Annotated in this window: 26 protein-coding genes; 6 read left to right on the forward strand and 20 right to left on the reverse strand. The window is 33.8% G+C overall.

The genetic code is table 11. The annotated features are described in order from the left end of the window. Positions 1-88 precede the first annotated feature (88 nt). From A9CBEGH2_RS05650 to A9CBEGH2_RS05695, 10 genes are all read right to left on the reverse strand, one after another. Positions 89-1,945, reverse strand: a complete 1,857-nt coding sequence (locus A9CBEGH2_RS05650) for an ABC transporter ATP-binding protein (protein ID WP_115715274.1) — start codon at positions 1,943-1,945, stop codon at positions 89-91. After that, complete coding sequence (locus A9CBEGH2_RS05655) at positions 1,938-4,202, reverse strand: ABC transporter ATP-binding protein (RefSeq protein ID WP_163104395.1); 2,265 nt, start codon at positions 4,200-4,202, stop codon at positions 1,938-1,940. Before A9CBEGH2_RS05655 ends, A9CBEGH2_RS05650 begins: the two co-directional genes overlap by 8 nt. 2 nt (positions 4,203-4,204) lie before the next feature. After that, complete coding sequence (locus tag A9CBEGH2_RS05660) at positions 4,205-4,675, reverse strand: MarR family winged helix-turn-helix transcriptional regulator (protein WP_118277031.1); 471 nt, start codon at positions 4,673-4,675, stop codon at positions 4,205-4,207. 152 nt (positions 4,676-4,827) lie between these two features. Continuing rightward, positions 4,828-6,087: a hypothetical protein gene (locus A9CBEGH2_RS05665; protein WP_163051632.1), complete on the reverse strand. Its 1,260-nt coding sequence runs from the start codon at positions 6,085-6,087 to the stop codon at positions 4,828-4,830. Between the two features lie 131 nt (positions 6,088-6,218). Further along, a complete protein-coding gene (locus A9CBEGH2_RS05670) occupies positions 6,219-7,115 on the reverse strand; it encodes a glycyl-radical enzyme activating protein (protein ID WP_163051634.1) in 897 nt (298 codons plus the stop codon). Then, complete coding sequence (locus A9CBEGH2_RS05675) at positions 7,108-9,378, reverse strand: pyruvate formate lyase family protein (RefSeq protein WP_118277029.1); 2,271 nt, start codon at positions 9,376-9,378, stop codon at positions 7,108-7,110. Before A9CBEGH2_RS05675 ends, A9CBEGH2_RS05670 begins: the two co-directional genes overlap by 8 nt. 12 nt (positions 9,379-9,390) lie before the next feature. Continuing rightward, complete coding sequence (locus A9CBEGH2_RS05680; RefSeq protein WP_115715279.1) at positions 9,391-10,140, reverse strand: N-acetylmannosamine-6-phosphate 2-epimerase; 750 nt, start codon at positions 10,138-10,140, stop codon at positions 9,391-9,393. A gap of 125 nt (positions 10,141-10,265) precedes the next feature. Next, positions 10,266-11,024, reverse strand: a complete 759-nt coding sequence (locus tag A9CBEGH2_RS05685; protein ID WP_118277028.1) for a DeoR/GlpR family DNA-binding transcription regulator — start codon at positions 11,022-11,024, stop codon at positions 10,266-10,268. Positions 11,025-11,110: 86 nt separating this feature from the next. Beyond that, positions 11,111-11,428, reverse strand: coding sequence for a YolD-like family protein (locus tag A9CBEGH2_RS05690; protein ID WP_118277027.1), 318 nt, complete (start codon positions 11,426-11,428; stop codon positions 11,111-11,113). Beyond that, positions 11,418-12,674, reverse strand: coding sequence for a Y-family DNA polymerase (locus A9CBEGH2_RS05695; protein WP_118277026.1), 1,257 nt, complete (start codon positions 12,672-12,674; stop codon positions 11,418-11,420). The genes A9CBEGH2_RS05690 and A9CBEGH2_RS05695 overlap by 11 nt, the downstream gene beginning before the upstream one ends. A 192-nt stretch (positions 12,675-12,866) precedes the next feature. Here A9CBEGH2_RS05695 and A9CBEGH2_RS05700 point away from each other — a divergent pair, with 192 nt between their 5' ends. After that, a complete protein-coding gene (locus A9CBEGH2_RS05700) occupies positions 12,867-13,079 on the forward strand; it encodes a zinc ribbon domain-containing protein (RefSeq protein WP_115715283.1) in 213 nt (70 codons plus the stop codon). A 20-nt stretch (positions 13,080-13,099) separates the two neighbouring features. Here A9CBEGH2_RS05700 and A9CBEGH2_RS05705 read toward each other — a convergent pair whose 3' ends face one another. From A9CBEGH2_RS05705 to A9CBEGH2_RS05745, 9 genes are all read right to left on the reverse strand, one after another. Then, on the reverse strand, positions 13,100-13,450 hold the full coding sequence (locus A9CBEGH2_RS05705) for a hypothetical protein (protein ID WP_115715284.1): 351 nt from the start codon (positions 13,448-13,450) through the stop codon (positions 13,100-13,102). 82 nt (positions 13,451-13,532) lie between these two features. Then, positions 13,533-14,180: an ABC-2 transporter permease gene (locus tag A9CBEGH2_RS05710; protein ID WP_118277025.1), complete on the reverse strand. Its 648-nt coding sequence runs from the start codon at positions 14,178-14,180 to the stop codon at positions 13,533-13,535. Next, positions 14,177-15,037 (reverse strand): ABC transporter ATP-binding protein, encoded by an 861-nt coding sequence (locus A9CBEGH2_RS05715; protein WP_163051636.1) that lies wholly within the window; start codon positions 15,035-15,037, stop codon positions 14,177-14,179. The genes A9CBEGH2_RS05710 and A9CBEGH2_RS05715 overlap by 4 nt, the downstream gene beginning before the upstream one ends. Positions 15,038-15,040: 3 nt before the next feature. Further along, on the reverse strand, positions 15,041-15,415 hold the full coding sequence (locus A9CBEGH2_RS05720) for a GntR family transcriptional regulator (protein WP_115715287.1): 375 nt from the start codon (positions 15,413-15,415) through the stop codon (positions 15,041-15,043). A 131-nt stretch (positions 15,416-15,546) separates the two neighbouring features. Further along, on the reverse strand, positions 15,547-16,134 hold the full coding sequence (locus tag A9CBEGH2_RS05725) for a phosphatase PAP2 family protein (RefSeq protein ID WP_163051638.1): 588 nt from the start codon (positions 16,132-16,134) through the stop codon (positions 15,547-15,549). A gap of 52 nt (positions 16,135-16,186) precedes the next feature. Continuing rightward, positions 16,187-17,206 carry a glycosyltransferase family 2 protein gene (locus A9CBEGH2_RS05730; protein ID WP_118277024.1) on the reverse strand — a complete coding sequence of 340 codons (1,020 nt, stop codon included), beginning with the start codon at positions 17,204-17,206 and terminating at the stop codon, positions 16,187-16,189. Next, positions 17,207-18,355: a UDP-galactopyranose mutase gene (glf, locus tag A9CBEGH2_RS05735; protein WP_115715290.1), complete on the reverse strand. Its 1,149-nt coding sequence runs from the start codon at positions 18,353-18,355 to the stop codon at positions 17,207-17,209. Positions 18,356-18,382: 27 nt separating this feature from the next. Further along, complete coding sequence (locus tag A9CBEGH2_RS05740) at positions 18,383-19,087, reverse strand: phosphatase PAP2 family protein (protein ID WP_197739447.1); 705 nt, start codon at positions 19,085-19,087, stop codon at positions 18,383-18,385. Positions 19,088-19,269: 182 nt separating this feature from the next. Further along, a complete protein-coding gene (locus A9CBEGH2_RS05745) occupies positions 19,270-20,031 on the reverse strand; it encodes an SDR family NAD(P)-dependent oxidoreductase (protein WP_163104401.1) in 762 nt (253 codons plus the stop codon). Between the two features lie 174 nt (positions 20,032-20,205). Between A9CBEGH2_RS05745 and A9CBEGH2_RS05750 the strand changes: the two genes are divergently transcribed. From A9CBEGH2_RS05750 to A9CBEGH2_RS05765, 5 genes are all read left to right on the forward strand, one after another. Further along, positions 20,206-20,658, forward strand: coding sequence for a MarR family winged helix-turn-helix transcriptional regulator (locus A9CBEGH2_RS05750; RefSeq protein ID WP_163104403.1), 453 nt, complete (start codon positions 20,206-20,208; stop codon positions 20,656-20,658). Then, positions 20,655-21,863, forward strand: a complete 1,209-nt coding sequence (locus tag A9CBEGH2_RS05755) for an iron-containing alcohol dehydrogenase (protein ID WP_163104405.1) — start codon at positions 20,655-20,657, stop codon at positions 21,861-21,863. Before A9CBEGH2_RS05750 ends, A9CBEGH2_RS05755 begins: the two co-directional genes overlap by 4 nt. After that, positions 21,860-22,633: an aldehyde dehydrogenase family protein gene (locus A9CBEGH2_RS12610; RefSeq protein WP_332066396.1), complete on the forward strand. Its 774-nt coding sequence runs from the start codon at positions 21,860-21,862 to the stop codon at positions 22,631-22,633. The genes A9CBEGH2_RS05755 and A9CBEGH2_RS12610 overlap by 4 nt, the downstream gene beginning before the upstream one ends. A gap of 32 nt (positions 22,634-22,665) precedes the next feature. Then, positions 22,666-23,238 (forward strand): aldehyde dehydrogenase family protein, encoded by a 573-nt coding sequence (locus A9CBEGH2_RS12615; protein WP_332066398.1) that lies wholly within the window; start codon positions 22,666-22,668, stop codon positions 23,236-23,238. 197 nt (positions 23,239-23,435) lie between these two features. Further along, positions 23,436-23,792: a hypothetical protein gene (locus A9CBEGH2_RS05765; RefSeq protein ID WP_118277019.1), complete on the forward strand. Its 357-nt coding sequence runs from the start codon at positions 23,436-23,438 to the stop codon at positions 23,790-23,792. Between the two features lie 452 nt (positions 23,793-24,244). Here A9CBEGH2_RS05765 and A9CBEGH2_RS05770 read toward each other — a convergent pair whose 3' ends face one another. After that, positions 24,245-25,276 (reverse strand): hypothetical protein, encoded by a 1,032-nt coding sequence (locus tag A9CBEGH2_RS05770; RefSeq protein WP_163104407.1) that lies wholly within the window; start codon positions 25,274-25,276, stop codon positions 24,245-24,247. Positions 25,277-25,378: the final 102 nt, after the last annotated feature.

Below are 25,378 nucleotides of genomic sequence, written 5' to 3' on the forward strand. Positions count from 1 at the left end.
CTTCATTTCTTTATCCTTTCTTACACTTTCAGATTTTATATGAAAAAAGGTATTTTAGTGGAAATATCCATCAAAATACCTTTCTTTTTTATTCTTCTTCAAACTGTGAGTTGTATAACTGTGTATAGAAACCATTTTCTTTCATTAAGTCTTCATGATTTCCTGCTTCTACAATATCTCCATCTTTCATGACAAGAATTAAATCTGCATCACGAATCGTAGATAAACGATGGGCAATCACAAAACTTGTACGATTTTCCATTAGTTTTTCCATACCTTTTTGAATCAATACTTCTGTACGAGTATCTACAGAAGATGTTGCTTCATCAAGAATTAAAATCTTAGGATCTGCCAAGAAAGCTCTGGCAATTGTTAACAGCTGTTTTTGTCCCTGTGAAATATTGCTGGATTCTTCATTGATCATTGTATCATAACCATGTTCCAAAGTACGAATGAAATGGTCTACATAAGCCGCATCTGCCGCTTTCATAACTTCTTCATCTGTTGCATCTAATTTTCCATAACGAAGATTTTCCATTACCGTTCCATTAAACAGCCATGCATCCTGCAGTACCATACCAAACAAAGAACGCAAATCACTTCTTCGCATATCGGTTGTTTTAATGCCATCTACATAAATAGCCCCACTGTTTAATTCATAGAAACGCATTAACAATTTAATAATCGTTGTCTTACCAGCACCGGTAGGACCAACAATCGCAATCTTTTTCCCTGGTTTAATATACATGGAAAAATCATTGATAATTGTTTTTTCAGGAGTATAGCCAAAATGTACATTTTCAAATGTTACCTGTCCTTTGATCTTTGTTTCACCATGTTCATCAAAGACTTCTACTGGTGTAGATGTTTCTGGAATCTCTTCTGTTTCATCCAAAAATTCGAATACACGTTCTGCAGCTGCAGCTGTAGACTGCAATACATTCATATTCTGTGCAATAGAAGAAATTGGCTGATTAAAACTTCTTACATACGTAATAAAGGATTGAATATCCCCAATCGCAATAATACCATTCATTGTTAGATATCCACCTAAGATAACAACACCGACATATCCCAAGTTTCCTACAAAAATACTGATTGGCTGCATCAAACCACTTAAAAACTGGGATTTCCATGCGGAATTATAAAGTTCATCATTTAACTCATTAAATTCAGAAATACTTCTTTCTTCTCCATTAAATGCTTTCATGATCAAATGCGCACTGTACATTTCTTCAATATGACCATTTACATTTCCTAAAGAAGCCTGCTGTTTCGCAAAGAATTTTTGAGAGTGTTTTACAACCGTTGTAACCAAAATCAAAGACAATGGCACAACAATCAATGCCACTAAAGTCATCTGCCAGCTGATTGACAACATCATAATCAAGAATCCAACAAGCTGTACTGCAGCACTTAACAACTGTGCCAAGGCAGTACTCATAGACTGCTGAATCAAATCGGCATCATTTGAGAAACGAGATAAGATATCACCATTAGAGTGCGTATCAAAATAGCTAAATGGCAAACGATCAACCTTGGCAGCCATTTCATTACGAAGATTATAAGTTACCTTCTGTGCAACACCTGCCATTAACCAGCTTTGTATCAGGTTACATAATACAGAAATTAGATACAATCCAATTAACATCATTAAGATTTCCGCAATACGATTGAAATCAATGCCACCAGTTCCACTTAATTTTGCGGATAAGCCATTTGCAATTTCCGTTGTCGCATTTCCTAAAATTTTAGGTCCTATAACCATAAATACAACAGAAAAGGCAGTAAAGATAAACGCAACAATAATATTTAAATGATAAGGTTTTAAATACCCAATCAGTTTTTTCATAGTACCTTTAAAATCTTTTGCTTTTTCAGCTGGTCCCCTGCCTCTCATAGGACCATGTCTCATAGTCTGAGAAGGACGATTTGTTTTACTCATTTTCCAATTCCTCCTTTGACAACTGACTATATGCAATTTCTTTATACACATCACATGTTTCCATTAATTCTTTATGCGTACCAATACCAACGATTGCCCCTTTATCAAGAACAACGATACGATCCGCATGCATAATAGAAGAAATACGCTGAGCAACCATTAACACTGTGCTTCTTGTTTCTTCACATAACGCATTAAGTGCTTTACGAAGTTTTGCATCGGTTTTAAAGTCAAGCGCTGAGAATGTATCATCAAAAATAAAGATTTCCGGTTTTTTCACCAATGCACGTGCGATAGACAAACGCTGTCTTTGTCCACCAGATACATTGGTTCCACCCTGTGCGATTTCTGTATCAAAACCTTCAAGTTTATTATCAATAAATTCCATTGCCTGTGCAATTTCACTTGCAGCTTTTAAATCTTCCTCGCTTGCATCCTCTTTCGCATAACGAAGATTTGTCGCAATTGTTCCAGAGAACAAGAATCCTTTTTGTGGAACATATCCAATCTTATCACGTAAAGCTTTCTGAGAAACATGTTTAATATTCACACCATCAACAAGAATCTCACCTTTTGTAACATCAAAGAAACGAGGCACCAAATTGACAATGGTTGATTTCCCACTACCTGTACTTCCAATAAACGCTGTTGTTTTTCCTGCTTCGGCAGTGAAATTTAAATTATGCAAAACATCTTCTTCTGCACCAGGATAGCGGAAACTTACATTTTTAAACTCAATTTCTCCACGTTTGTCTGCATCGAAGTTTTCTGCTTTTTCAGGGTCACAAATACTGATTTCCGTATCTAGTACTTCTTTGATACGACCTGCTGCAACAGAAGCTCTTGGTATCATGATAGACATCATCGTTACCATCATAAATGCCATAATTATCTGCATTGCATACTGGATAAATGCCATCATATCTCCAACCATCAACACACCATCGTTAATCTGATGAGAACCAACCCATACAATTAAGATAGAAGACATATTCATCACAAACATAATGATTGGCAGCAAAAATCCCATAGAACGACTGACAAACAACTGTGTTTTCATAATATCATGATTTGATTTATGGAATTTTTGAGATTCGATTTTCTGATTGTTGAAAGCACGAATCACCGGCATACCATCTAACAATTCACGTACAACAGAGTTTAACTTATCCATCAATTTCTGCTGAATACGGAATTTTGGAAGTACAAAAGCAAAGGCAGTAGCCATAATGCCAATAATAACCGCAACAACAAGTCCGATGATCCATGTCATATCTGCATTGGAATTAATCACCTTCAGCAGTGCTCCTATTCCAATAATTGGTGCATAAATAACCATACGAAGTATCATGACCATCACCATCTGTACCTGTTGAACATCATTTGTAGTACGTGTAATCAAAGTATTCGTAGAGAATTTATTAAATTCTACATTGGAAAAGTTTTCTACTTTCTGGAAAACATCTTTACGTAAATTACGTGAGAATCCTGCTGCTACTTTAGAAGCAAGGAAACCAACACAGATAGCAGCTACTGCAGAACCTAAAGCAACCAATAACATCAAACCGCCATTAGTAAACAGATAACGATACTGAATCGCATCAGTGTCCATTCCCACTTTTTTATATTCTGCTTTCGCATACAGGGCATTGGAACTATCCATCATATCCTGTCCCATCAAACTACTTTTTTTGGTGATTTCTTTTTGCATATCTGCCAGCTGTTCTTTTGGCATCATTTTCAAAACATTAAATACATCAACACCCTGTGGAAGTTTTTTCAACATGTCCATCATGTCTTTTTGTTCTTGTGTAAGATTAGCTATATCTTCACTACTTAAATTTGCCTGTGTCTGTTCCAGTACCATGACACAAGTTTCAGCTTCACTTAATGCAAGTTTTACCTTTTCTCTTGTATCTTTATCAACGTCTTTTAAAAGATATACATTTTCTTTTTCAAGTGCCGGATATTTTTCTTTCATACCCTTATCGGCATTGGAGGAAGTTTGCAGTTCATAGTTATCTGTAAAAACTTTCTGCTGCTTTTCATCCATAAAGATTTTTAATTTATCATATTCACTTTCTCTTACTGCTTCTAAAACACCATCTTCAATACCACCGGACGTAATACCAACATTGACGATATTGGACATATAATCCGGCATTGCAAGCTCACACATTGCCTGTGCAAACAACAATACAATAATTGCCAGTATAGAGGCAATAAATGGCTTCAGATACTTTCTAAGCTTTAACATGCCTATTCTCCTTTCTCCTGTTTGGAAGAATCATGATGTTCTCTGGCAAATGTGATTCCTTTTTCAAGAATACGTAACAGTGCCTGCGCATCTTCTTCTCCAAGTGATGATAGAAATACTCCCAAACGCTCTGTAATCCTATTTTCACATTCCTGCATATGATGAATCGCTGAATCGCAAACTTTGATATAAACACTTCTTCGATCATGTTCCAGATGAACACGTTCGATCCAGCCTTTTTTTTCGTAATTTTTTATCATTTGCGAAACTGCTGCAGGCGTAATACCAAAATAATGAGATAATTCATTCATACGAACCATTCCCTCTTTCGGATGAAGTTTTAAAATTGCATCTAGCATCAATACATCACGATGCGTCATAAACACTTCTTTCTGCTGCATACCTGCACTTCTTTCCTGGCGAAATAAATACGTCATATGCATGATTTTACGAGCTAATTCCATCTCATTCATATCATCACCTCAATTTACTTAAGTAGCTTAACTATTAACTACCTTAACTATTATATGCACTTCTTTTTATATGTCAACATTCATTTTTCATGAAAGACCTTACAAATATATTTTCCCATAATTTCCCATAAAAAAACCGAGATAATTCTCGGTTATGCTTCTTCTGCTTTTTCTACACGTTCAATAGAACGCATAAATTCTTTTGCCTTATTTACAAAGAACATTGTATTCCCCTGTTCAATAACCATTGTAAAATGACGTGCCGCTACATAAATATCTTTTTGAACAAAGGCAATCAAACCTAAATAGTAATTTGCATCCACTTTCTGAAAACGAAAACCTGCAGAAGATAACAGTCCTTTATAAAACTGTTCTGCTTTATCAAAATCCTGTTCCATTAAAGAAAGTTTATTCTGAATAGCTGTCAATGTTTGCAGGCGAATAATTCCAAGAGGCCCATTCATATTACGTATTGGCAGTTTTTCACTTTCATCAAAATGATGCTGAACCATACCTTTATCACCTAACTGATAATACGCATATGCCATTAAAGAATGATATGCATACTGCAAGCCATTTTTATTTTGCATATTTCCAGAAGCCATAATATCGATCGCAAGATGAGGATCATCAAGATAAATCATACATTGTGCCATCTGCTGGATTAATGGAAAGTTTTTCTTTCTATGAGATTTATGAGCTAAAGCAAAAATAGCACTTGCACAGGCAAGAGGATCACATTGATCATAAAGCAAAGAAACAATTGGCTGAAGCATCATGCTTTTTCTTTTTGTAATCTGGAAAACGAGCATAAAATATAACATCATGCACAACAATACAACCATGGTATTTTTAACATACACAAATACTAAAAGAGAAGCAAGAGCACCTATAATATACAAAACATTCGCAATCAGCATATTTTTCCAGATCTTCCCTGCAATTTCTTCATATTGTTCATCATATTTATGATGCAAACGGAAAACTCTTTCTATTTCCTTTACACTATTTAATGAATCTTTATTCAGCTGTCGTTTTTTTCCTCTGTTAGGAACCGTTATCCATCCATATAAATAAATGATTATACATATTGGCAAACCAATCGTACCAGCAACAATTGCAATTTCTCCTCCACCCAGCATCAAAATCAAAAAAGTTACAAAAAAGCTTAAATTAAAACGCTGCATAACAAGAAAAAACAAGTTGATTCCATTTATGATACCGGCAAATGTAATTGCCCCTGTAATATAGGGAATAAGCGCATTATTTATGATTGCAGGATCATCCGTATACACTTTTAGTGTTTCTTTAATCATATCATGTTCATAACCAAGCAATCCAAATATAATAGCTCCTGCAACAGCACCTAGCAAGATATAAAACAATTGTTTTTTACATTGATATTTCCACATAAACATACCCCTTTTATTATCGTATAGTAATATACCACAATTATGAAAAAATCGAAAGGGGTCTAGCTTTTTTCTACTATCTTCACATAAAAAACGTTTTTCTTCCCATAAAAAGAAGAAAAACATTTCTATTATCCCCCTATTTCAACATCAAATCCAAGATCTTGTGCATATAAACGATAACTTGATAACTCCTCTTCTTTCATCATAGAAGTTTCCATAGTATAAAGTTTCCCCATTTTTTCATACTTTGGTTTTCCCAATGTATGATATGGCAGAAGATGTAACTTTTTTACTCCTAAATCTTGTAAATAATGAAATGTCTTTTTTAAAAGTGCTTCTTCAAAATTGAATCCAGGAATAATTGGTATACGAACGATTACTTTATCAGGACAAGTTTTTAACAGCCACGTAAGATTTGCCTTGATTCTTTTCCCATTTCCAGCAGTAACTTTCTTTAAACGAATATTATCCAAATGTTTAAAATCGTATAAAAACAAATCCAGATAAGGTTCTGCTTCCCTTATTCTTTCAAAGGGTACATCTCCTGTTGTTTCTACTGCAGTAGATATATTTTTTTGTTTACACATCTTTAACAGATGCAAAAGGGAGGAAAACTGCACAAAAGGCTCTCCGCCACTAAAAGTAACGCCTCCTCCACTAGCGTCATAATAGTCTTTATCTTTTAGAATTTCCTCTAAAACATCCTCTTCCTTCCAATTTTCACCATTAAAGCTTATTGCATCCTGCATACATACATTTTCACACGTTCTGCAAAGAATACATTTTGTCTGCTCATAGTGCATATGTCCATTTACAAAAGATAAAGCTTTAGAAGGACAATGGTTTATACATGCTTTGCATGCAACACATTTAGAAGCTGTATACATAAAAACCGAATGTATACTTTGTGTTTCCGGATTTGCACACCATGGACAATGCATTGGACAGCCTTTCAAAAATACCGTTGTTCGAATGCCGGGACCATCATGTGTCGCAAATTTTTCAATATTTGTTATATTAATCATACAATGTCCTGCTTAACAATTCATCTTGAATATCTTTTGTTAAATTCACAAAAACAGCACTATATCCTGCCACGCGGACTATCAAATCTGGATACTTTTCCGGATGCTTTTGTGCATCTTCCAAAACCCCATGATCAACAACGGTTACCATTAGCTGACATCCACCCTTTTTAAAATAAGTGTCAAACAAAATTTTTATTTTATCTCTATCCTGCTGAAACATACGTGGTGTAAATTTCATGTTCTGTACACTTCCACCATGATATTTAGCCTGAAACGTTGCCAGTGAATTTAAACAGGCAGTCGGTCCACTTTTGGCTGCTCCTCCTTGCGGATTATTTGCAGGATTCATAAATACTCCACTTTTTCTTCCATCAAGACTTGCGGATGTCTGATGTCCCCAATCCGTATTAGTCTGATTATTAGAAATCACAATCAGATAATACCCTAATCCATGATTGATCCCTCTTTGACGTATACCTTTCGCAACATATTCATACAAATCATTGGCAAGTGCATCACATTCTTTTTTATCATTTCCATATTTATCCTGTGCCAGTAAATCCTTACGAATATTTTCATATCCTTCAAAGTTATGCAGCATTGCTTCTACAAGCTGCGATAACGTATATTTCTTTTCTGTATACACAAGCTGTTTGATTGCCCACAAAGCATCGCTTGCATTAATGTTTCCATAAGTTTCATTTGTTCCTCCTAATATCTCAACACCGCCATCCAGCAATGCCTTGCCTCTTCCAATACAGTCATCCATTAAAATAGAAGTATACAGAAATGATACACATGCATTCATTACTTTATAAGAATGTACTTGTGCCTCCACACTTAAATCAAAATAATAAGCAAGCAGTTCTTTATATTTATCATATAACATTTCAAAAGTAGTAAACGTAGAACAATCTTCTATAACAACAGGGCCTGCTTTATATTTATGATCCATAGGATCAATTCCTTTATTTAATGTAATATTTAAAAGCTTTAGCAGGTTCAATAAAGTATTTGGTGTACCAACGCTTTTTCCCTGAATAACAAATTCTCCGCACCCAAAAGGAACATACTGCATAGCAACTTCTCTTGTAATACGCATACCATACATTAGCGCATCAACATTTACATCATCATTATACAAGGTAGGATAGGTTGCTCCACTTCCTATACAGTCATATGCCATATCCATGATATCCTGTGGGGTATCTTTACTGAAGCGAAGAGTAAACTGTGGTTCTACATAACGTGTATCGCGACATACTTTTAAACAGATTCTCGCAAATGTATCTGCTTCCTTAGGGTGTTCTCTTCCTACTCCTCCCACAATAATGCGTCCATTGACCGTCGTTCTTCGATTTTCAATCATTTTCCATAAAGAGCGAACATAACGATACGCCTCCTGCTCACTTATAACTCCTGTATCTAAGTCATGTTGTAAAAAAGGACCCAGTACATCATCCATTCGACCATAATTGATAACCCCTGCACACAAAGCATATAGCCAAAACAACTGCAAAGCCTGATGAAAGGTAGATGGTTTATTGGTACATATATATACCAAATCCTTTTCCATCAAATCCAAATCTTTTTTTCTTGTTTCATCTGCTGTTTTTTTCGCTTCCTGAACAAGAGAAATTTCTTTTTGAATAACTTCCTGCAATAATTCCATTGCTTCATAGCTGCATTTTAAAAATTCATTTTGCGGTTTACTGGAAATTAATGTCTTTAATCCTTCCAATCCATAGTTCATCAATCTTTTATAATTTAACATCATACCAGATAAACGAGCAGTTGCCATAAAAGGATATGCACAATCAATGAAACGACCAGTGGTATCTTGTGTCAACACATCCTGACAATAAATAGATTTTGTATCATGATCTTGCCAGTAATCGTATAAAACATCTACTCTTGCTTTTTCTTCATCTGTAGAAAGAAGTGTCTTAAATGCTCTTAATTTATGAAAGACACAATAATGTCCGACTCCTCCAATACTTGTCACACTTCCAAAACCGATAGGAAGAAAGTCTAAACGTCCTGCAAGCAAATCATCATTTTCAATAGAACGAAACAATGCAGGAAAAATTGTCTTTAAACAATTGATTTCTCTTCTGGCTTTATCCATCCCCTCACTATCTTTATGTGCTTTGGTATAAGCCTCCATAATTTGCAGTTGCTCCTGCGGTGTTTTTTCACATGGAATGGGTTTGGATACTTCTACATTTTGTTCTCCATCAATATTGATTTTCTTTTTCATATACATCCTTCCTTAATGTTTTGCTTTTTCTGCATCCCGCCAATTATGCTGATATCCGCTTAATAAATCTACAAATCGCTTTGCCGTTAAATGCGGACGTGTAATCGCACTTCCCACTACTACCGCATGTGCCCCTAAATAGATGCATTTCATCGCATCTTCTGGTGTATATAAATGCCCTTCCATCATGATATATGCATCCTCTTTAAAATCTCTGCATATTTTCGCAAACATACGATAATCGGCTCCTTCAATATTCGCTGTTTCTTTTGTATAGCCATATAATGTCGGTGCAACAATATCAGCACCATGTTCCACTGCATGTTTTGCCTCTTCATAATTAGAAACATCCGCAAAAATGATTGCTTCCGGAATTTCCTTTTTTACCTGATCCAGTAAATCCCATGCAACTGTTTTTTCATGTGTTATCTGTGCTGTACAATCCAAGGCAATAATTTCCGCTCCTGCTTCCCATACTGCTTTTGCCGCATCTAATGTTGGTGTAATAAATACATCGCTGTCTTCATACCATATTTTCCATAATCCAATTATTGGCAAATCTACCTTTTCTTTAATTGCTTTGATTTGTTCTGGTGAATTGGCACGAATTCCAACTGCTCCTGCCCATTTTGCAGCTTCTGCCATTTTGACAACCATATCTTCTGTGTAAATTGGATCATCTTTTTGTACCTGGCAAGAAACAATTAAACCATCTTTCATTCCCTCCAGCAATGCTTTTTTTCTTTCGTCTGCTGTTTTCATCATCATTCCTCCAATAGGTGTTTCTCTTTACTCTCAATATACTTCACACTTCGCTATTTGTCAATCCATTTTGATTCATATCGATTCATTTTGAATCTAAAAAAATAAGAGGGCGTTCCCTCTTATCATTTACATACAATAAAATTATCCGGAAGATTTCCTTCTACTTCCTCATCTGTAAAAACTAGATCAAACTGTTCCAAATTTGCCCATGTTGCCAGTGCCTGTATAGATAACTTGCTTTTATCTGTCAAAAGATAACATTCTCTACTTCTTCTTAATACTTCTTCTTTCACAGCACCTATGGAAAAATCAACACTCATGACTTCTCCATTTGTTAAATCGATTCCACTTGCGGAAAAAAAGGCTTTATCAAAATGAAATTTACGAATCATTTCCAAAGTATGATAGCCTGTACTCATATCATAACCGATATTGAATTCCCCTCCTACCAGGTATATTTCTCCACGAAAATCCATTGGAAGTTTCCTTACAATATAGGTACTTGGTGTAACCAGCTTAATATCTTTATGATGCAGATACTCTAAAAGATAGCTGGGAGTCGTTCCACTGTCTACATATATACAATCTCCATTCTGAATTCTTTCTGCTGCACGCTTGCAAATTCTTCTCTTTTCTTCTCTGTGAACATATTCTTTTTCACGAACCGGAATCTCTTTTAAATTATTAAGTGTTTCTTTCATTTCCACTTTCATAGCGCCTCCACGCTCTCTTTTTACAAGTCCCTGTCGCTCTAATTCAATCAAATCTCGATTGATCGTAGACTTTGATACCCCAAGCTGCTGTATCAATTCTTGAATCGTCACAAACGAATGCGAATTCAATATATTCATAATTCGAAGCATTCTTTCCTTTGAAAGCATCTTATCACCCTACTTTTTTCTTACCTTACCAAATCCTATTCCACTTGTCAAATATTCTTTTCTACAATCTCTATAAAGCTCTGCATCTATCTTTCTATAACAACAATATCTTCCAAATCAATCCATGTATTAACGACACGAATTCTTTTTTTATATTCCAAATCTATATCTGCCAACATTCCTTCTATTTTTACATAGGCATCTTTATCATAATAAACAATACGTATTATATCCCCTTTTTTCAAAGAATGAAGTTTTCGATCCAGTTCTTCACAAACATCCTCTAACAACAGTTTTCTTTCCACAACAACTCTTTCTTTTTCTTTCAGATAATCTTTAAATCCCTTCAAAGATTCAAATGGTATAAAAATTTTTGCCCTATCCGCCTTTTTTCTATTCTGCATTATGCCCACCAACTAACGCATTTCTCTTTCTGGCAGTTGCCTTATCCAGTAAATTCATTCCTTTCAACACGGCATTCTTTCCATATTTCTGTTTAATTTCAACTAGTGTATTCTGCAGCTTTTTTTCTTCTTCTCTTTCCTCTATATCATCAAAAAGAGTATAGCTTTCCCTGCATTCATCTACTACATCTTGAAAACCAATCCCTATGCTTCGAATCAGATAGTGTTTATTGACAGCTTCTTTAAACAAAGTTACAAAAGCATCTGTCAGATATGTACAAGACGCTGTCCTTAAAGAAAACTTTCGAGATTTTCCTGTTGATGGATAACTATCATCGCTATACCCAATACGCAAAGAAATATGATTCGTTACCAAATGCTTTTCGGTAAGCTCTAAAACAAGCATTTCTACCATCTCTTTCATCACCAGCAAAGCATCTTCATAAGCATAATCTTCAAATAAAATCTGATTGCTGGATAAAGAGGTATGAGCGGAACGATACTGTTTAATATCTTGCATTGTTGTAGGTTCTCTTCCATACGCATGATCAATCAAATATTCCGCATTCACACCAAATTCTTTATATAATAATCTTTCATCTATATGCGCAATATCATACATATCTTCAATTCCATATTTTGCTAAACGACTCTCAATTCCTCTTCCTACCTGCCAAAAATCATGCAAAGGTTTATGATGCCACAAAGATTTCCTATATAATTCCTCATCCAAATATGCAATATGCTCCTTTGTATGCTTCGCAGTAATATCCAGTGCTACCTTGGCAAGATATAAATTGGTTCCTATCCCCGCTGTTGCACAGATTCCTGTTGTCTCATATATATCCTGTATAATTTTTTCACACAACTCTCTTGATGACATCTTATATAACTCCAAATAAGGAGTTACATCTAAAAAAGCTTCATCAATCGAATATACATGAATATCTTCTTTTGCGATATATTTTAAATATACAGCATAAATATCTGCTGCATACTTCATATACAATTTCATTCTGGGAAGTGCTGTAATATATGGTATATCTTCTGGTATTTCATAAATGCGACATCGATTTTTTATCCCAATCTTTTTAAGATAAGGTGATATTGCTAAACAAATAGCTCCTTTTCCTCGAGATGGATCTGCCACAACTAAAGCAGTTTGAAAAGGATCTTTATTCCTTTCTACACATTCCACTGATGCATAAAAAGTTTTCAAATCAATACATAAATAAATTTTTCCCATTCACATCCCTCCCATCACCATTATATTCTCAAAAATATACATAATCAACATAATTATGTATATTTTAATTTCCATTTTATGTCAATATTATAAAAAAGCATTCTTTTTAATAAAAGAATACCTCTATTGACCTATACCTTATATGGTTTTATACTATATACACAGATAAGTAATACGAAAGGAGATGAAAAGATGGAAAAGAAACAGTTTATATGTCCAAAATGTGGATGTCATGAATTTGTCAGCGATCAGTTTCAGGCAACTGGAGGAAATTTCGCAAAAATATTTGATGTACAAAACAAAAAATTTATTACCATCAGCTGTAAACAATGTGGATTTACAGAATTATACCGTTCAGAAACAGATGGAGGATGGAATATTCTGGACTTTTTAATTGGCAGCTAATCCGGTACACACCGGATTTTTTATAATCCACTTTCTTCAAGAAACTGTGAACGATGACGATACAAAGTAAGCCAGCGAAATGCTGTTGTTAAAAAGCTGATGACAAGCATACCTGTTTCCCATAAGAAAGCATCTATGCTAAGCCAATGAAAAACAGTTTCTATGCACAAATAAAACAGAACTAAACGAAACAGTTCAAAACCAGCCAGATACAAAATCAAATGTTTTTTCTTTATGCACTTTATCCAATCTTGAAGTGTATTTTTTCTTTGCCTCTTTTTTCCGATATATGCCATAAGAATCATCAGTAAAGAAGATAAAACAATATCTACCTGAAGCAGTATGAAACATATAACTACCATTTTTATCATATAAACACCTGCATTCTCATTTTTTATTGTACCATATCTTAAGATAAAAATAGCGTGTGGAAAATTGCTCCACACACTATTTTTAAGAATATCGTTTTGTATAAACTTTTAGGCTCACATAATAGCTAATAAACAGAAGAATGATTGCGATAACAGCACCAATCAACATTAATAAGTGCTTATCAAGTAAAAGAATATTTTCAACCCCAATATTCAAAGCAGAAAATACATATCCAGCACAAAATAAAATCGTAATTGCGATAAATAAAATGGTACCTTTTTTTGAACCTAATATCATTAATCCCATGTTACAAATAGAAAGAACAGCAAGAGAAACAATCATTCCTGCTATAAAAATTTCCAATGCCGGATATAACGCTATTGTTTTATAAACATATACATATACTAACATAATCAAAAAAGAGAATATCCATGAACCAACAAGAAACAGGAAGCAAGACAAATACTTTGCCAGCATAATTTTCTTTTTACTTAAAGGGTATGTAAGAAGAATTGAATTAAATCCAGAAATATCGTCCTGCTCCATGGAATACTGCATAGGAGAAGACCCTATCAATGGTAAAGTTACCCCTACAATCAAGATAAAAGTATACAAATTTTTCATAAAAGCAACAATTAAAACAACGAATGCAAAAGCAGATAAAAATTCAAACAAGTTCTTTTTAATACAAAATGTTTCATAAAAATCTTTTAAAATAATCCCTTTCATACCTTTTCACCCTTTACATAAAACAGCATAACATCTTCTACAGACGCTCTTTCCATATCTAAATCTCGAATTTTATTTTGTAATTCTAAACGATTTTTTACCATTACCTTATACCCATAAACTTCCTTCTGGATTGCGACAATATCATCCTTGTGAAGCATATCCAAAGTTTCTTTGCCGCAGTTGATAATGCCATAGTTTTCACGAATGTCATCATACGTTTTCACAAATAGTAACTTTCCTTGATGAATAAACGCAATATAATCCGCAATCTTATCTAAATCACTTGTAATATGTGATGACATTAATACCGTATGATTTTCTTCTTCCGTAAACTCACGAATAATATCTAAGATTTCATCTCGAAAAATTGGATCTAATCCACTTGTTGCCTCATCAAGAATCAATAACTTTGGATCATGACTAAAGGCGATTGCAAACTCTAATTTCATTTTCATCCCCTTAGAAAATTCTTTTAATTTTTTCTTTGGTGGCAAATGAAATTTCTTTAAATAGGATACATAAGATTCCATATTCCAGTTTACATACACCTTTGACAATAATTTTCCAATAAACATAGGATGGAATTGCAGATTATAATGGGTTGTATCAAAAATAACGGCGATATCTTCCTTGATGCTTGTTTCCTCACTTTTCATATCTTTTCCTAACAGATTTAAGGTTTCATAATCAGAAGAAAGCAATCCAACAAGAGATTTGATAAAGGTCGATTTTCCTGCACCATTTTCTCCAACTAAACCTAATACAGAACCAGCTGGTACATGTAAAGAAATATCTTCCAATGTAAAATCTTTATAATGTTTCGATAAATGTTTTACCTCAATTGCATTTTCCATAGCCTATTCCTCCTCGTACAATACTTCAAGTGTTTGCTTCAGCTGTTCCAGTTCTATTCCGTTTTCTTTTCCCATAAGAACTGCTTCTGTTAAAAGCTTTTCTATTCTTCTTAGATTCTCTTCTCTTATAAAATCCTGATTTTGATTTGAAACAAAGGTTCCTTTTGCTGGAATTGTCACAATAAAACCATCTTTTACTAAATCATCATAAGCACGCTGTGTTGTAATAACACTAACATGCAAGTCTTTTGCAAGTTTTCGCATCGATGGCATTGGATCTCCTGCTTTTAATGTTCCTTTCATAATCATTTCTTTAATTTGAGAAGTAATCTGTTCATAGATAGGTCGAGAACTAGAATTGCTTAAAATAATTTCCATCATATCACTCCTAATATATGCATATATACTGTACTTAAGTTACATATACAGTATACACTGTTCTATATATACTGTCAATATCATATATATACAGTTGTTTTAAAAAAGTAATAAAAAAACAGAACTACAAATTATAATTCTGCTTTTTTCTTATCTTTTTTTGTTTTATATATAGGCACACAAATGAAAATCGCAAGCACTCCAGCTGCCAATCCATCCAAGATAGAATGTTGACGGATAAATAAAGTGGATAATGTAATCAAGATTGCAGATAAAACACCAACGATTTTTCTTGTTTTTTCATAAGGAAGCACTTTACTTTTCCATAAAGCAGCCGCACAAACAATAGAATTGTACACATGAATGCTGGGAAACACATTCACACAGCGATCTGCTTCATATATATTTTGTACCATCCATCCACTTATTCCTTCTAAACTTTGAAGAGGTGGTCTGTGAGAAAAGCTTGTTGGATATATCGTAAATATAATAAGACAAATGGTCATACCGATAAATAAAGCTGCACAAATACGATAAAACTCTTTTCGACTTGTGAAAAATAAAAGCAAGCAAGTAACAACTACAAAGATAAACCAGTACACATAAAACCAAATAAAGAAATCTATAAATGGTATATGTGCATCCACTGCTGTATATACATCATGATAGATGAATTCCTTCTGCTGCAATCCAAAATACCATAAGAAATAAATTGGCATATAGAGCAGTACAATCCCTATATGATGATACTTTTTCCACAAATTCTTCATATTAGTTAAACGCGAAAATCTTTTGTGATATATCATACATCACAGATAAAAATTTTCTTCCTGCCCATGTTTTCCTTTGAATTGCTTTTCCTAAAAGTGTGTGGTTTACATTTCGATACAGCCAGGGCTTTTCAAATTTTAGATACTGCCATAACTCATCTTTCTTTTTCAAGTGTTCTTTTGTACCTGAACGCACTAATAGAATCGTAGAAACTACTGAAATCATTGTCAAATATTTCACCATATATGCATATCGTTTTTTATTTTCTCTTAGACTTAGCTGCATTGTGTCAATCATCAGACGATTGACCAAAAGTTGCTGATCAATTCGCTTCAACATCGTTTCTTCCTGCACAGACTGGCCTTCTCTTCCAATAAAATAACGATATAGATCAACATCTAAATAATACATTGTATCTACATAAGGAAGCGGCTGGAAAGCAAACAGATTATCTACATAAAATGTGTGCTTTGGCAAAGAAAGCTGTGACTTCACCAATACTTCTCTTCGATAAATGATAGAATGCATCAGCAAATTTTGCTGTGGCATAAAATGTCCAATCTCATCCCATGTAAAAATACGATTTTGAGGGAATACATTTTTATATCGTATAACACTTTGTTTATTTTCACTTGGTTTTTCATAAACATAGTTTACGACCATCATATCCACTTCTTGTTTATTTTCTTCCAAAGTCTTTAATTGTTCAATTACTTTCTTAAATGCTTTTTTATCAAACCAGTCATCACTATCCAATACTTTAAAATATTTCCCGCTGGCATAACGAATTCCTGTATTAACAGCTTCCCCATGTCCTCCATTTTCCTGATGTAAAGAAATAATAGTCCCTGGATATCTAGAAGCATAAGAATCCCCTATGATTCCTGTGTTATCTTTTGAACCATCATCAACCAGCAATATTTCAATATCTTCTTTTTCATCTAATAAAGAAGTAATTGCTTTTTCCATATAATCCTGTGAGTTATAACAGGGAATCGCAATACTTAATAATTTTTCCATTTATCTTTCACCCTTTAACTTTTCTGCTAGATCCAACGCTTCTTTCACAATGGCATCCATATCATAATAACGATACTGTGCAAGTCTTCCAAGCAGATAGAAATTACCAAAATCTGATAATACATCTTCATATTGTTTATGAAGTGCTTTATTCTCTTCGCTTAAAATAGCATAATATGGTTCACTTTCTCCTGCTTTATAAGCACTTGGATATTCTTTGATAATTGTTGTAGATGGACACTTCTGTCCAGTCAAATATTTGCATTCCGTTATACGCGTATAGTCTTCACTCACCGTATAATTAACAACACCTTTGCTTTGATAGTATTCCATATCTTTATGTTCAAAATCAAATTTTAAAGAACGATAAGGAAGATGTCCCAGTTTATAAGCTAACAGTTCATCTACCATACCAGTATAAATGATATTACCACTAAATTCTTTTTTATCTATATAAATTTTTTTCTTATCGAAATCAAATTCCATAATATCTCGAATATCTTTTCCAAGTTCTACTTCAATATTTGGATGATCTAAAAGATTCTCAAATAATTTCGTATAACCTTCTTTAGGCATTCCCTGCCATGGGTCTTGAAAATAGCGATCATCCTCACTTATTAACACCGGTACTCTGGCAGTTACACTTTGATCTACTTCTTCTGGTCTTTGATTCCATTGTTTCATCGTATATTTCAAAAATACATTTTCATATACATAATTACCAAGTTCCTGAATTTCTTTATTTTCATGCTGCCTTAACTGTAATATAGGAATACGTGCATTTTCTCCATACTCCTTTAATAAAACTGAGCGCATTCGCTGTGCTTTTTCTTTTTCAAACACCATATCAATTGAATGCAGATTAAAAGGAACCGGCACCATATTTCCATGAATATTCGCTACTACTTCATGCTGGTATGGATACCACTTCGTAAAACGTGATAAATACTCATATACCTCTTTTATCTTTGTATGAAATATATGTGGTCCATACGTATGTACCAAAATTCCATAAGCATCCATTTCATCATAGCAGTTTCCACCGATATGATTTCTTCTTTCTATAATTCTTACTTTTTCATTTGCTTCTGCCAGCTGTCTTGCTACAACTGCTCCGCCAAAGCCACAACCTGCAATAATTGTACTCATAATTCTCCTACTCTCTCTATGGTTTTATTATAACATTCTTTTAATATCATCACTAGCTTGTACTTCTCTTCTATTTTGCAAATACTCTTTTAGACGCATGTATCGTTTCAGCAAGAAAGAAGTATTGAACAAGATATAGCATAATCCATTCAGCAACATTGCACAAATAACATCTACAAGGGAATGCTGTTTTAAAAACATGGTAGATAAGACAATCAAAACACTTAACACAAAACAGCCTGTTTTTATTCCTTTATGATTTTTTAATGTTTTACACTCAAATATCGCAATACATACTGCGATTGAATTAAACACATGAATACTTGGGAATATATTTGTATTCGTATCAACTGCATATAAATTTGCTACCAAACCAGTCCAAAAACCATTAGTGCCATCTAATACAGGACGAAGCTGCTGCATATTAGGATATAACCATGAAATTATTAAAAATACTGTCATTCCTACTCCTAAAGTAGCCATTAACTGCCAGTATTCTTTTACATTTTTATTAAATAACGCAAAATACGCAACAACGGCAGCAATATATCCAAACCATAAAAGATAAGGAATAATAAAAATTGGCAGAAATGGAATTACATCATCTAATGGTGTATGAATAAGATGAAACTGATTAATATCGCGCTGCTCCAGCCAATAAAAACTAACTAAATAAAAAACGGTATATACAGGAATGATCCAGATATGTTTTTCTTTAAAAAATCGTAACATAGACATTCTTCCTTTCTTCCTCTATATTCTAGAGAAATTTCCTTAGTATTTTTTGTAAGTATTTCTTATGATTTTCTTAAATCTATGTGCTTTTTAGCTATCATAAGAAAAGACATATTCATTTTTTATTGTACCCCACAAAGAAAAGAATGTCAAAAAAAGCTGTGAAAACAGCCACAGCTTTATCCTAATACATATGCTCCATCTACGGATAAAACAGCACCACTGATATACGATGCCATGTCACTTGCTAAAAACAGAAATGCATTCGCAATATCTTCTGGTTCCCCTAAACGCTGCACAGGAACTCCTTTTGCCATTGCTGAAATCATATTTGGATCTAATGCCTTTACCATATCTGTCGCAATGATACCAGGTGCTACCGCATTTACACGAATTCCATCTTTTCCAAGCTCTCTTGCCAATGATTTAGTCATCCCGTTAACTGCAAATTTACTTGTAGGATAAGCAACTCCGGCAGGCTGTCCATAAATACTTACCATAGAACTTGTATTTAAGATAACCCCTTTTTTCTGCTTTTTCATGACTTCTGCAGCTGCTTTGCTCATTAAGAATACAGAGCGAAGATTAATATTCATAACACGATCAAAATCAGCATCTTCATAGGAATAGAAATGTTTGGAGTCAGATACACCTGCATTATTGATCAATACATCAACACTTCCCCATTCTTGTAAAACTTCTTTTAAAAGATCAATACATGCCGATAAATCATTTAAATCAATATAGCGTCCCATGATAGTATCCTTATACTCACTTAACTCATGTAATGCTTTATCTACCGTTTCTTTTCTAGAACCCAGCATAACAACCTTGCTTCCCTGCTGCAAGAAAGCTTTCACTGTCGCAAAGCCAATTCCTCTAGTTCCACCAGTAACCACGACTACCTTGTTTTTTAAATCATCAAATACATTTTTACTCATCTCAAATACCTCCTTTTATAAGTCTTCTTATCTTGTAATAAGTATAACACGCCCTTTTAAAAAAAAGGATGTAAGTTGCTTTCTTAACCACATACATACAATTATGTCTAAATAAGATGTTGACATATCAACATCTTATTTGTTACACTCTTTAAAGAAAGAGAGGAAAAAACTATGGATCGATTTGAACTATTTTTATCTGGCATTCATTCTATCTATCGAAATATACAGCAAATCAAAAGTGCAGAAATGGAAGAACTGGGATTAAAAGGAACCCATTTTCTATGTCTATATTACCTGCATAAAAGTGAAATACCTTTAACACCTGTACAGTTAAGTAAGAAATGTCTATTAGATAAAGCTGCAATTTCCAGAATTATCAAACAGCTAATAGAAAAAAATCTTGTTTTTTATGAAGAAACAACAGAAAAACGTCGTTATCGCAATGCATTATCTTTAACTTCAAAAGGAAAACAAATTACAGAAGTTTTTATGGATCGTATTGATGTTGCCTTGTCAAAAGGTGGAAAAGGATTAACAGAAGAAGAAAGAAGTATATTTTACTCCTGTCTAACAAAGATAAAAAACAATCTGCAGGAAATTGTAGATGATGGAGGAGTCTTATGAATCTGATTAAAAAAGTATATTGCAGAACCTATCAAAGCGTATTTCGATGTGCACTTCCGTTGCTTCCTTATCGAAAGCCAAAGATTTTAAATGATTATGAAGCCTGTATTTCATTATTAAAAGAAAAAAATATTTCTTCTTTACTTTTGGTAAGTGATGAAAGTATTCGAAGTCTTCATCTGACAAAGTCATTGGAAAATCATCTGAAACAAAACGATATTCAATGTATTATATATGATAAAACCGTTGCCAATCCTACAAGCGACAATGTAGAAGAAGCAAGAGAACTGTATATTAAAAACAGCTGTCAGGCAATTATTGGCTTTGGCGGAGGTTCTTGTATAGATTGTGCAAAAGCAGTAGGAGCACGCATCGCAAGACCAAAGAAAAGCCTAGATAAAATGGAAGGTATTTTAAAAGTATTGCGAAAACTGCCTTTGTTGATTGCAATTCCCACAACTGCCGGAACAGGAAGCGAAACAACCCTTGCAGCCGTCATTACCGATGGCAAGACACGACATAAATACCCAATGAACGACTTCTCCCTGATTCCTCACTATGCTGTTTTAGATCCTATGGTTACCCTATCCCTTCCTGCACACATAAGTGCTACAACAGGCATGGATGCTCTCACACATGCCATAGAAGCTTATATTGGACGTTCTACCACAAAAGAAACAAGAAAAGATGCGCTGGAAGCAGTGAAACTGATTTTTTCTAACTTGCCAAAAGTGGTAGAAAACGGAAATGACATAGAAGCAAGAAAACATATGCTGCATGCCTCTTTTTTAGCAGGAAGTGCCTTTACCAAATCGTATGTGGGCTATGTCCATGCAGTAGCACATTCCCTTGGTGGAAAATATAATATAGCACATGGTTTGGCAAATGCAATCTTACTTCCCAATGTATTGGAAGCTTATGAAGAAAGTGCATATAAAAAATTACATAAACTATCCTGTGCAGCAGGACTAAGCAATGATAAGGAAGATGAAAAAACCAGTGCTTTAAAATTTATACAGGCAATCAAAGATATGCAGAAAAAATTTCATATTCCAAACACGATTCCTCAAATCAAAAAAGAAGATATAGAAGAATTAGCTGCTTATGCAGATAAAGAAGCAAACCCTTTATATCCAGTACCAAAATTAATGGATGCAAAACAGCTAGAAAAATTTTATATACAAGTCATGGAGGAAAACAAATGAAAAAAGAAGAAATACAGGCTTTAATTGAAAAGCAGAGATTATATTACTTAAGTGGTGAAACACTTGATGTGCAATATAGAATCAATGCTTTAAAAACATTGAAAACTGCCATTTTAAAATATGAACAGGAAATAGAAGAAGCTTTAAAAAAAGATCTAGGTAAAAGTTATTTTGAAAGCTATATGTGTGAAGTAGGACTTTCTTTAAGTGAGATTAGCTACATGATCAAACACACTCACTCTTTTTCAAAAGAAAAACGTGTTCGTACACCTTTGGCACAATATGTCTCTCGAAGTTATACAAAACCAAGTCCTTATGGTGTAACCCTCATCATGAGTCCCTGGAACTATCCATTTATGTTAACGATAGAACCTCTAGCTGATGCTTTGGCTGCCGGAAATACCGTTATCTTAAAACCAAGTGCATATTCTCCCAATACGACACAAATCATAAAGAAAATCATTGATGAATGTTTTGATGAAAAATATGTTGCGCTTGTTAGTGGAGGAAGAGCAGAAAACACATCTCTTTTAGAAGGAAAATTTGATAAAATCTTCTTTACTGGAAGCGTCAGTGTAGGAAAAGAAGTCATGCGCAAAGCAAGTGAGCATTTGACACCTGTTACATTAGAACTAGGTGGAAAAAGCCCTTGCATCATTGATTCCAGTGCAAATATAAAGCTGGCAGCTAAGCGTATTGTATTTGGAAAATTTTTAAACTGTGGACAGACTTGTGTTGCCCCAGATTATATTTATTGTGAAGAATCTTAAAAGATGAGTTTCTTAAGGAAGTAAAACAACAAATCAAAAAACAATATGGTGAAGATCCACTAAAGAATTCAGACTATGGAAAAATTATCAATGAGAAACATTTCTTTCGTATTGTTCAGCTGATCAATTCTGATAAAGTTGTATATGGCGGAAATACAAATAAAAACACTTTGCAGATCGAACCTACGGTAATGGATCATGTAACATGGGGTGATGCAGTTATGCAGGAAGAAATTTTTGGACCTATTCTGCCAGTATTAACCTATCGTAACCTTGATGAATTGATTATGCTTTTACAATCTAAAGAACATCCACTAGCATTCTATGTCTTCTCCAGCAAGAAAGAAACTATTAAAAAACTGACAACAACATGTCAGTTTGGAGGAGGATGTATAAATGATACGATTATTCACCTTGCCAACTCTCAAATGGGATTTGGCGGTGTAGGTGCAAGTGGAATGGGTTCTTATCATGGAAAAATTGGTTTTGAAACATTCTCTCATCGAAAAAGTATTGTTGACAAAAAGACATGGCTGGATCTTCCTATGCGTTATCAGCCATATACTTCTCTATACGAAAGAATGGTTCGTTTTTTCTTAAAATAAAGTAAGAAGCAGATACTTGTCTGTTTCTTTTTATTTTTCCCATATAGAAGTGTGCCTATTAATAGCAGCATGAAAAGTTTCATAAAATCTTAGAAGAGCTTTATTCTTTATCGTTTGACCTATACATACATATTACTATGATAAAATCTAACGCAATTAACCAATCAAAAGCCTTATAAAATGGAGGTAAATATACAATGATTAGTCACTGGTTTGGATGGATATCATTCGCAATATGTATTTTACTTCTTTCAAAAGTAATCGGAAGAATTTCTAAAAATAAAAAACTTAATCAGATTCTAAGAAACGTTCATAAGCCTTTAGGGATCACTATAATTATTATAGGGTTAATACACGGACTATTGTGTATCACAGATAATTTTGAATTAAACATTCAAATTATAACAGGAACAATTCTCTGGATTTTTATTATTGCTTTGGCAAGGACTTTTTATGCACGAGTAAAATTAAAAACAAAATGGTTTCAAATGCACAGACATTTATCCATTGTGCTTGTAATCCTAATGATAATTCATATTATTGTATCTGTATAAGAGGAGTACATTTACAAATCTAATTCCCTCCATAATTCTACGGAAATATGTCTCTACTACCTTATATCTCATTTATGTTACTATTATCCTCTTGAACTTTTCATACTAAAACAACTTACAAGATCATTTTCTACCAATATATTTAATAAATGATTATTGATTTTACGCCTTCTTTGTGAAATTAATTTTCTTTTTTTATATTCATTTTCAGAAAAAAGTTAAAACAGATTTATTTCAATAATACATACGAACATCATAATTTAAACAAATTCATACATACTTCATAGTAAACTTAATTAAAGAAAACGAGAATAACAAATATTACGTTTCTAAAACATCAGTTCAAAGTATATATTTCTTTGTTTGTCGTTTTTACTCTACTTATTCTATTCCACACTAAAAATGAAACCTCTTCGTATATACGCATACAAAGAGGTTTTCTGTATGTAATTCTAATGTAGAAGGATTCCTGTTAGTTTTTCAATCAAAGCATTGTCAAATCCTTCTGCCTTCATTTTCTTTGCGATATCCATTTTTTCATCAGCCTTCCCTTTTTTAACTCCTACCAAAATTCCTTCTTTGCGTCCTTTTTCAATTCCTTCTTTACGTCCTTCTACAAGCCCCTCCTTTCGCCCTTCTCTACGACCTTGTCTACGGCCTTGTTTGCGTCCTTCCTTACGTCCCTGTAGGATTCCTTCTTCTTTAATATACTGACTTAAATTGCACATATCTTCCAGCTCCTTCCCCAGTTCTTTTGTCATTGGTATTCCATAGCTTTTTGTAAGAATTTCCTTTTTCCTTGTTGAATCCATCCCTGATGTAAACAGTATGTACAAAAGTGTCATGAACGTTCCATCATGGATATCCTCTACTTCTTTTGGTGGATAGATCATGATAATGTTCATCAAATCATAATGTCTTTTGGGAAATGCATAAGCTGTTCCCAAATGTTCTTCATGCAGGGAATAGCGATTCATTACACCGCTTTTCTTTTTACTGTGTTTCATGCATATCCAGATGGAATATACTTTCTTTAGATCCTCATAGTTTGTCTTTTGAAATCCATTGGGTGTATTCTTCTGCCTTACCAGCAAACGACTTCCATAATATATGCTTCTTTTCAATAATGGATATCCCATATTGTCTTTTCCCTGTGCTTCAATGTTCATGAACATATCTACTTTTCCTTCATGATTTGGCAAGCCTAGACCACATAATACATCATAGCGAACAAGTCCACCCTTTCCTGTTATATCCTCTGTATTCATACCGTTAATCTTTTCGCTTTGTTTGATACCTTCCTTTGTATCTGGTTCAAGACAGGTTAAAACTTCCTTTATGCTCATTCCTTTAAATTCTGTAATGACATGTCTTGAAATATGGGAAAGTACATATTTGTTCATAAGAACCTTCTTGCAGTATTCATCATAGCTTATTTCTTTGTTTGACAGCTGATCAATAGCCGCTGCAGCTTCTATCTGCATCGTATTTCACCTCCTAAAACTCTCCACATAACTTAATACGAGAAAAAGAAGGAAAAATACAAAAAATAATGCAAGAATCTTATTTTTTTAAGATAAGATCAT

This window comes from Amedibacterium intestinale (assembly GCF_010537335.1).
Classification (GTDB): Bacteria; Bacillota_I; Bacilli_A; order Erysipelotrichales; family Erysipelotrichaceae; genus Amedibacterium; species Amedibacterium intestinale.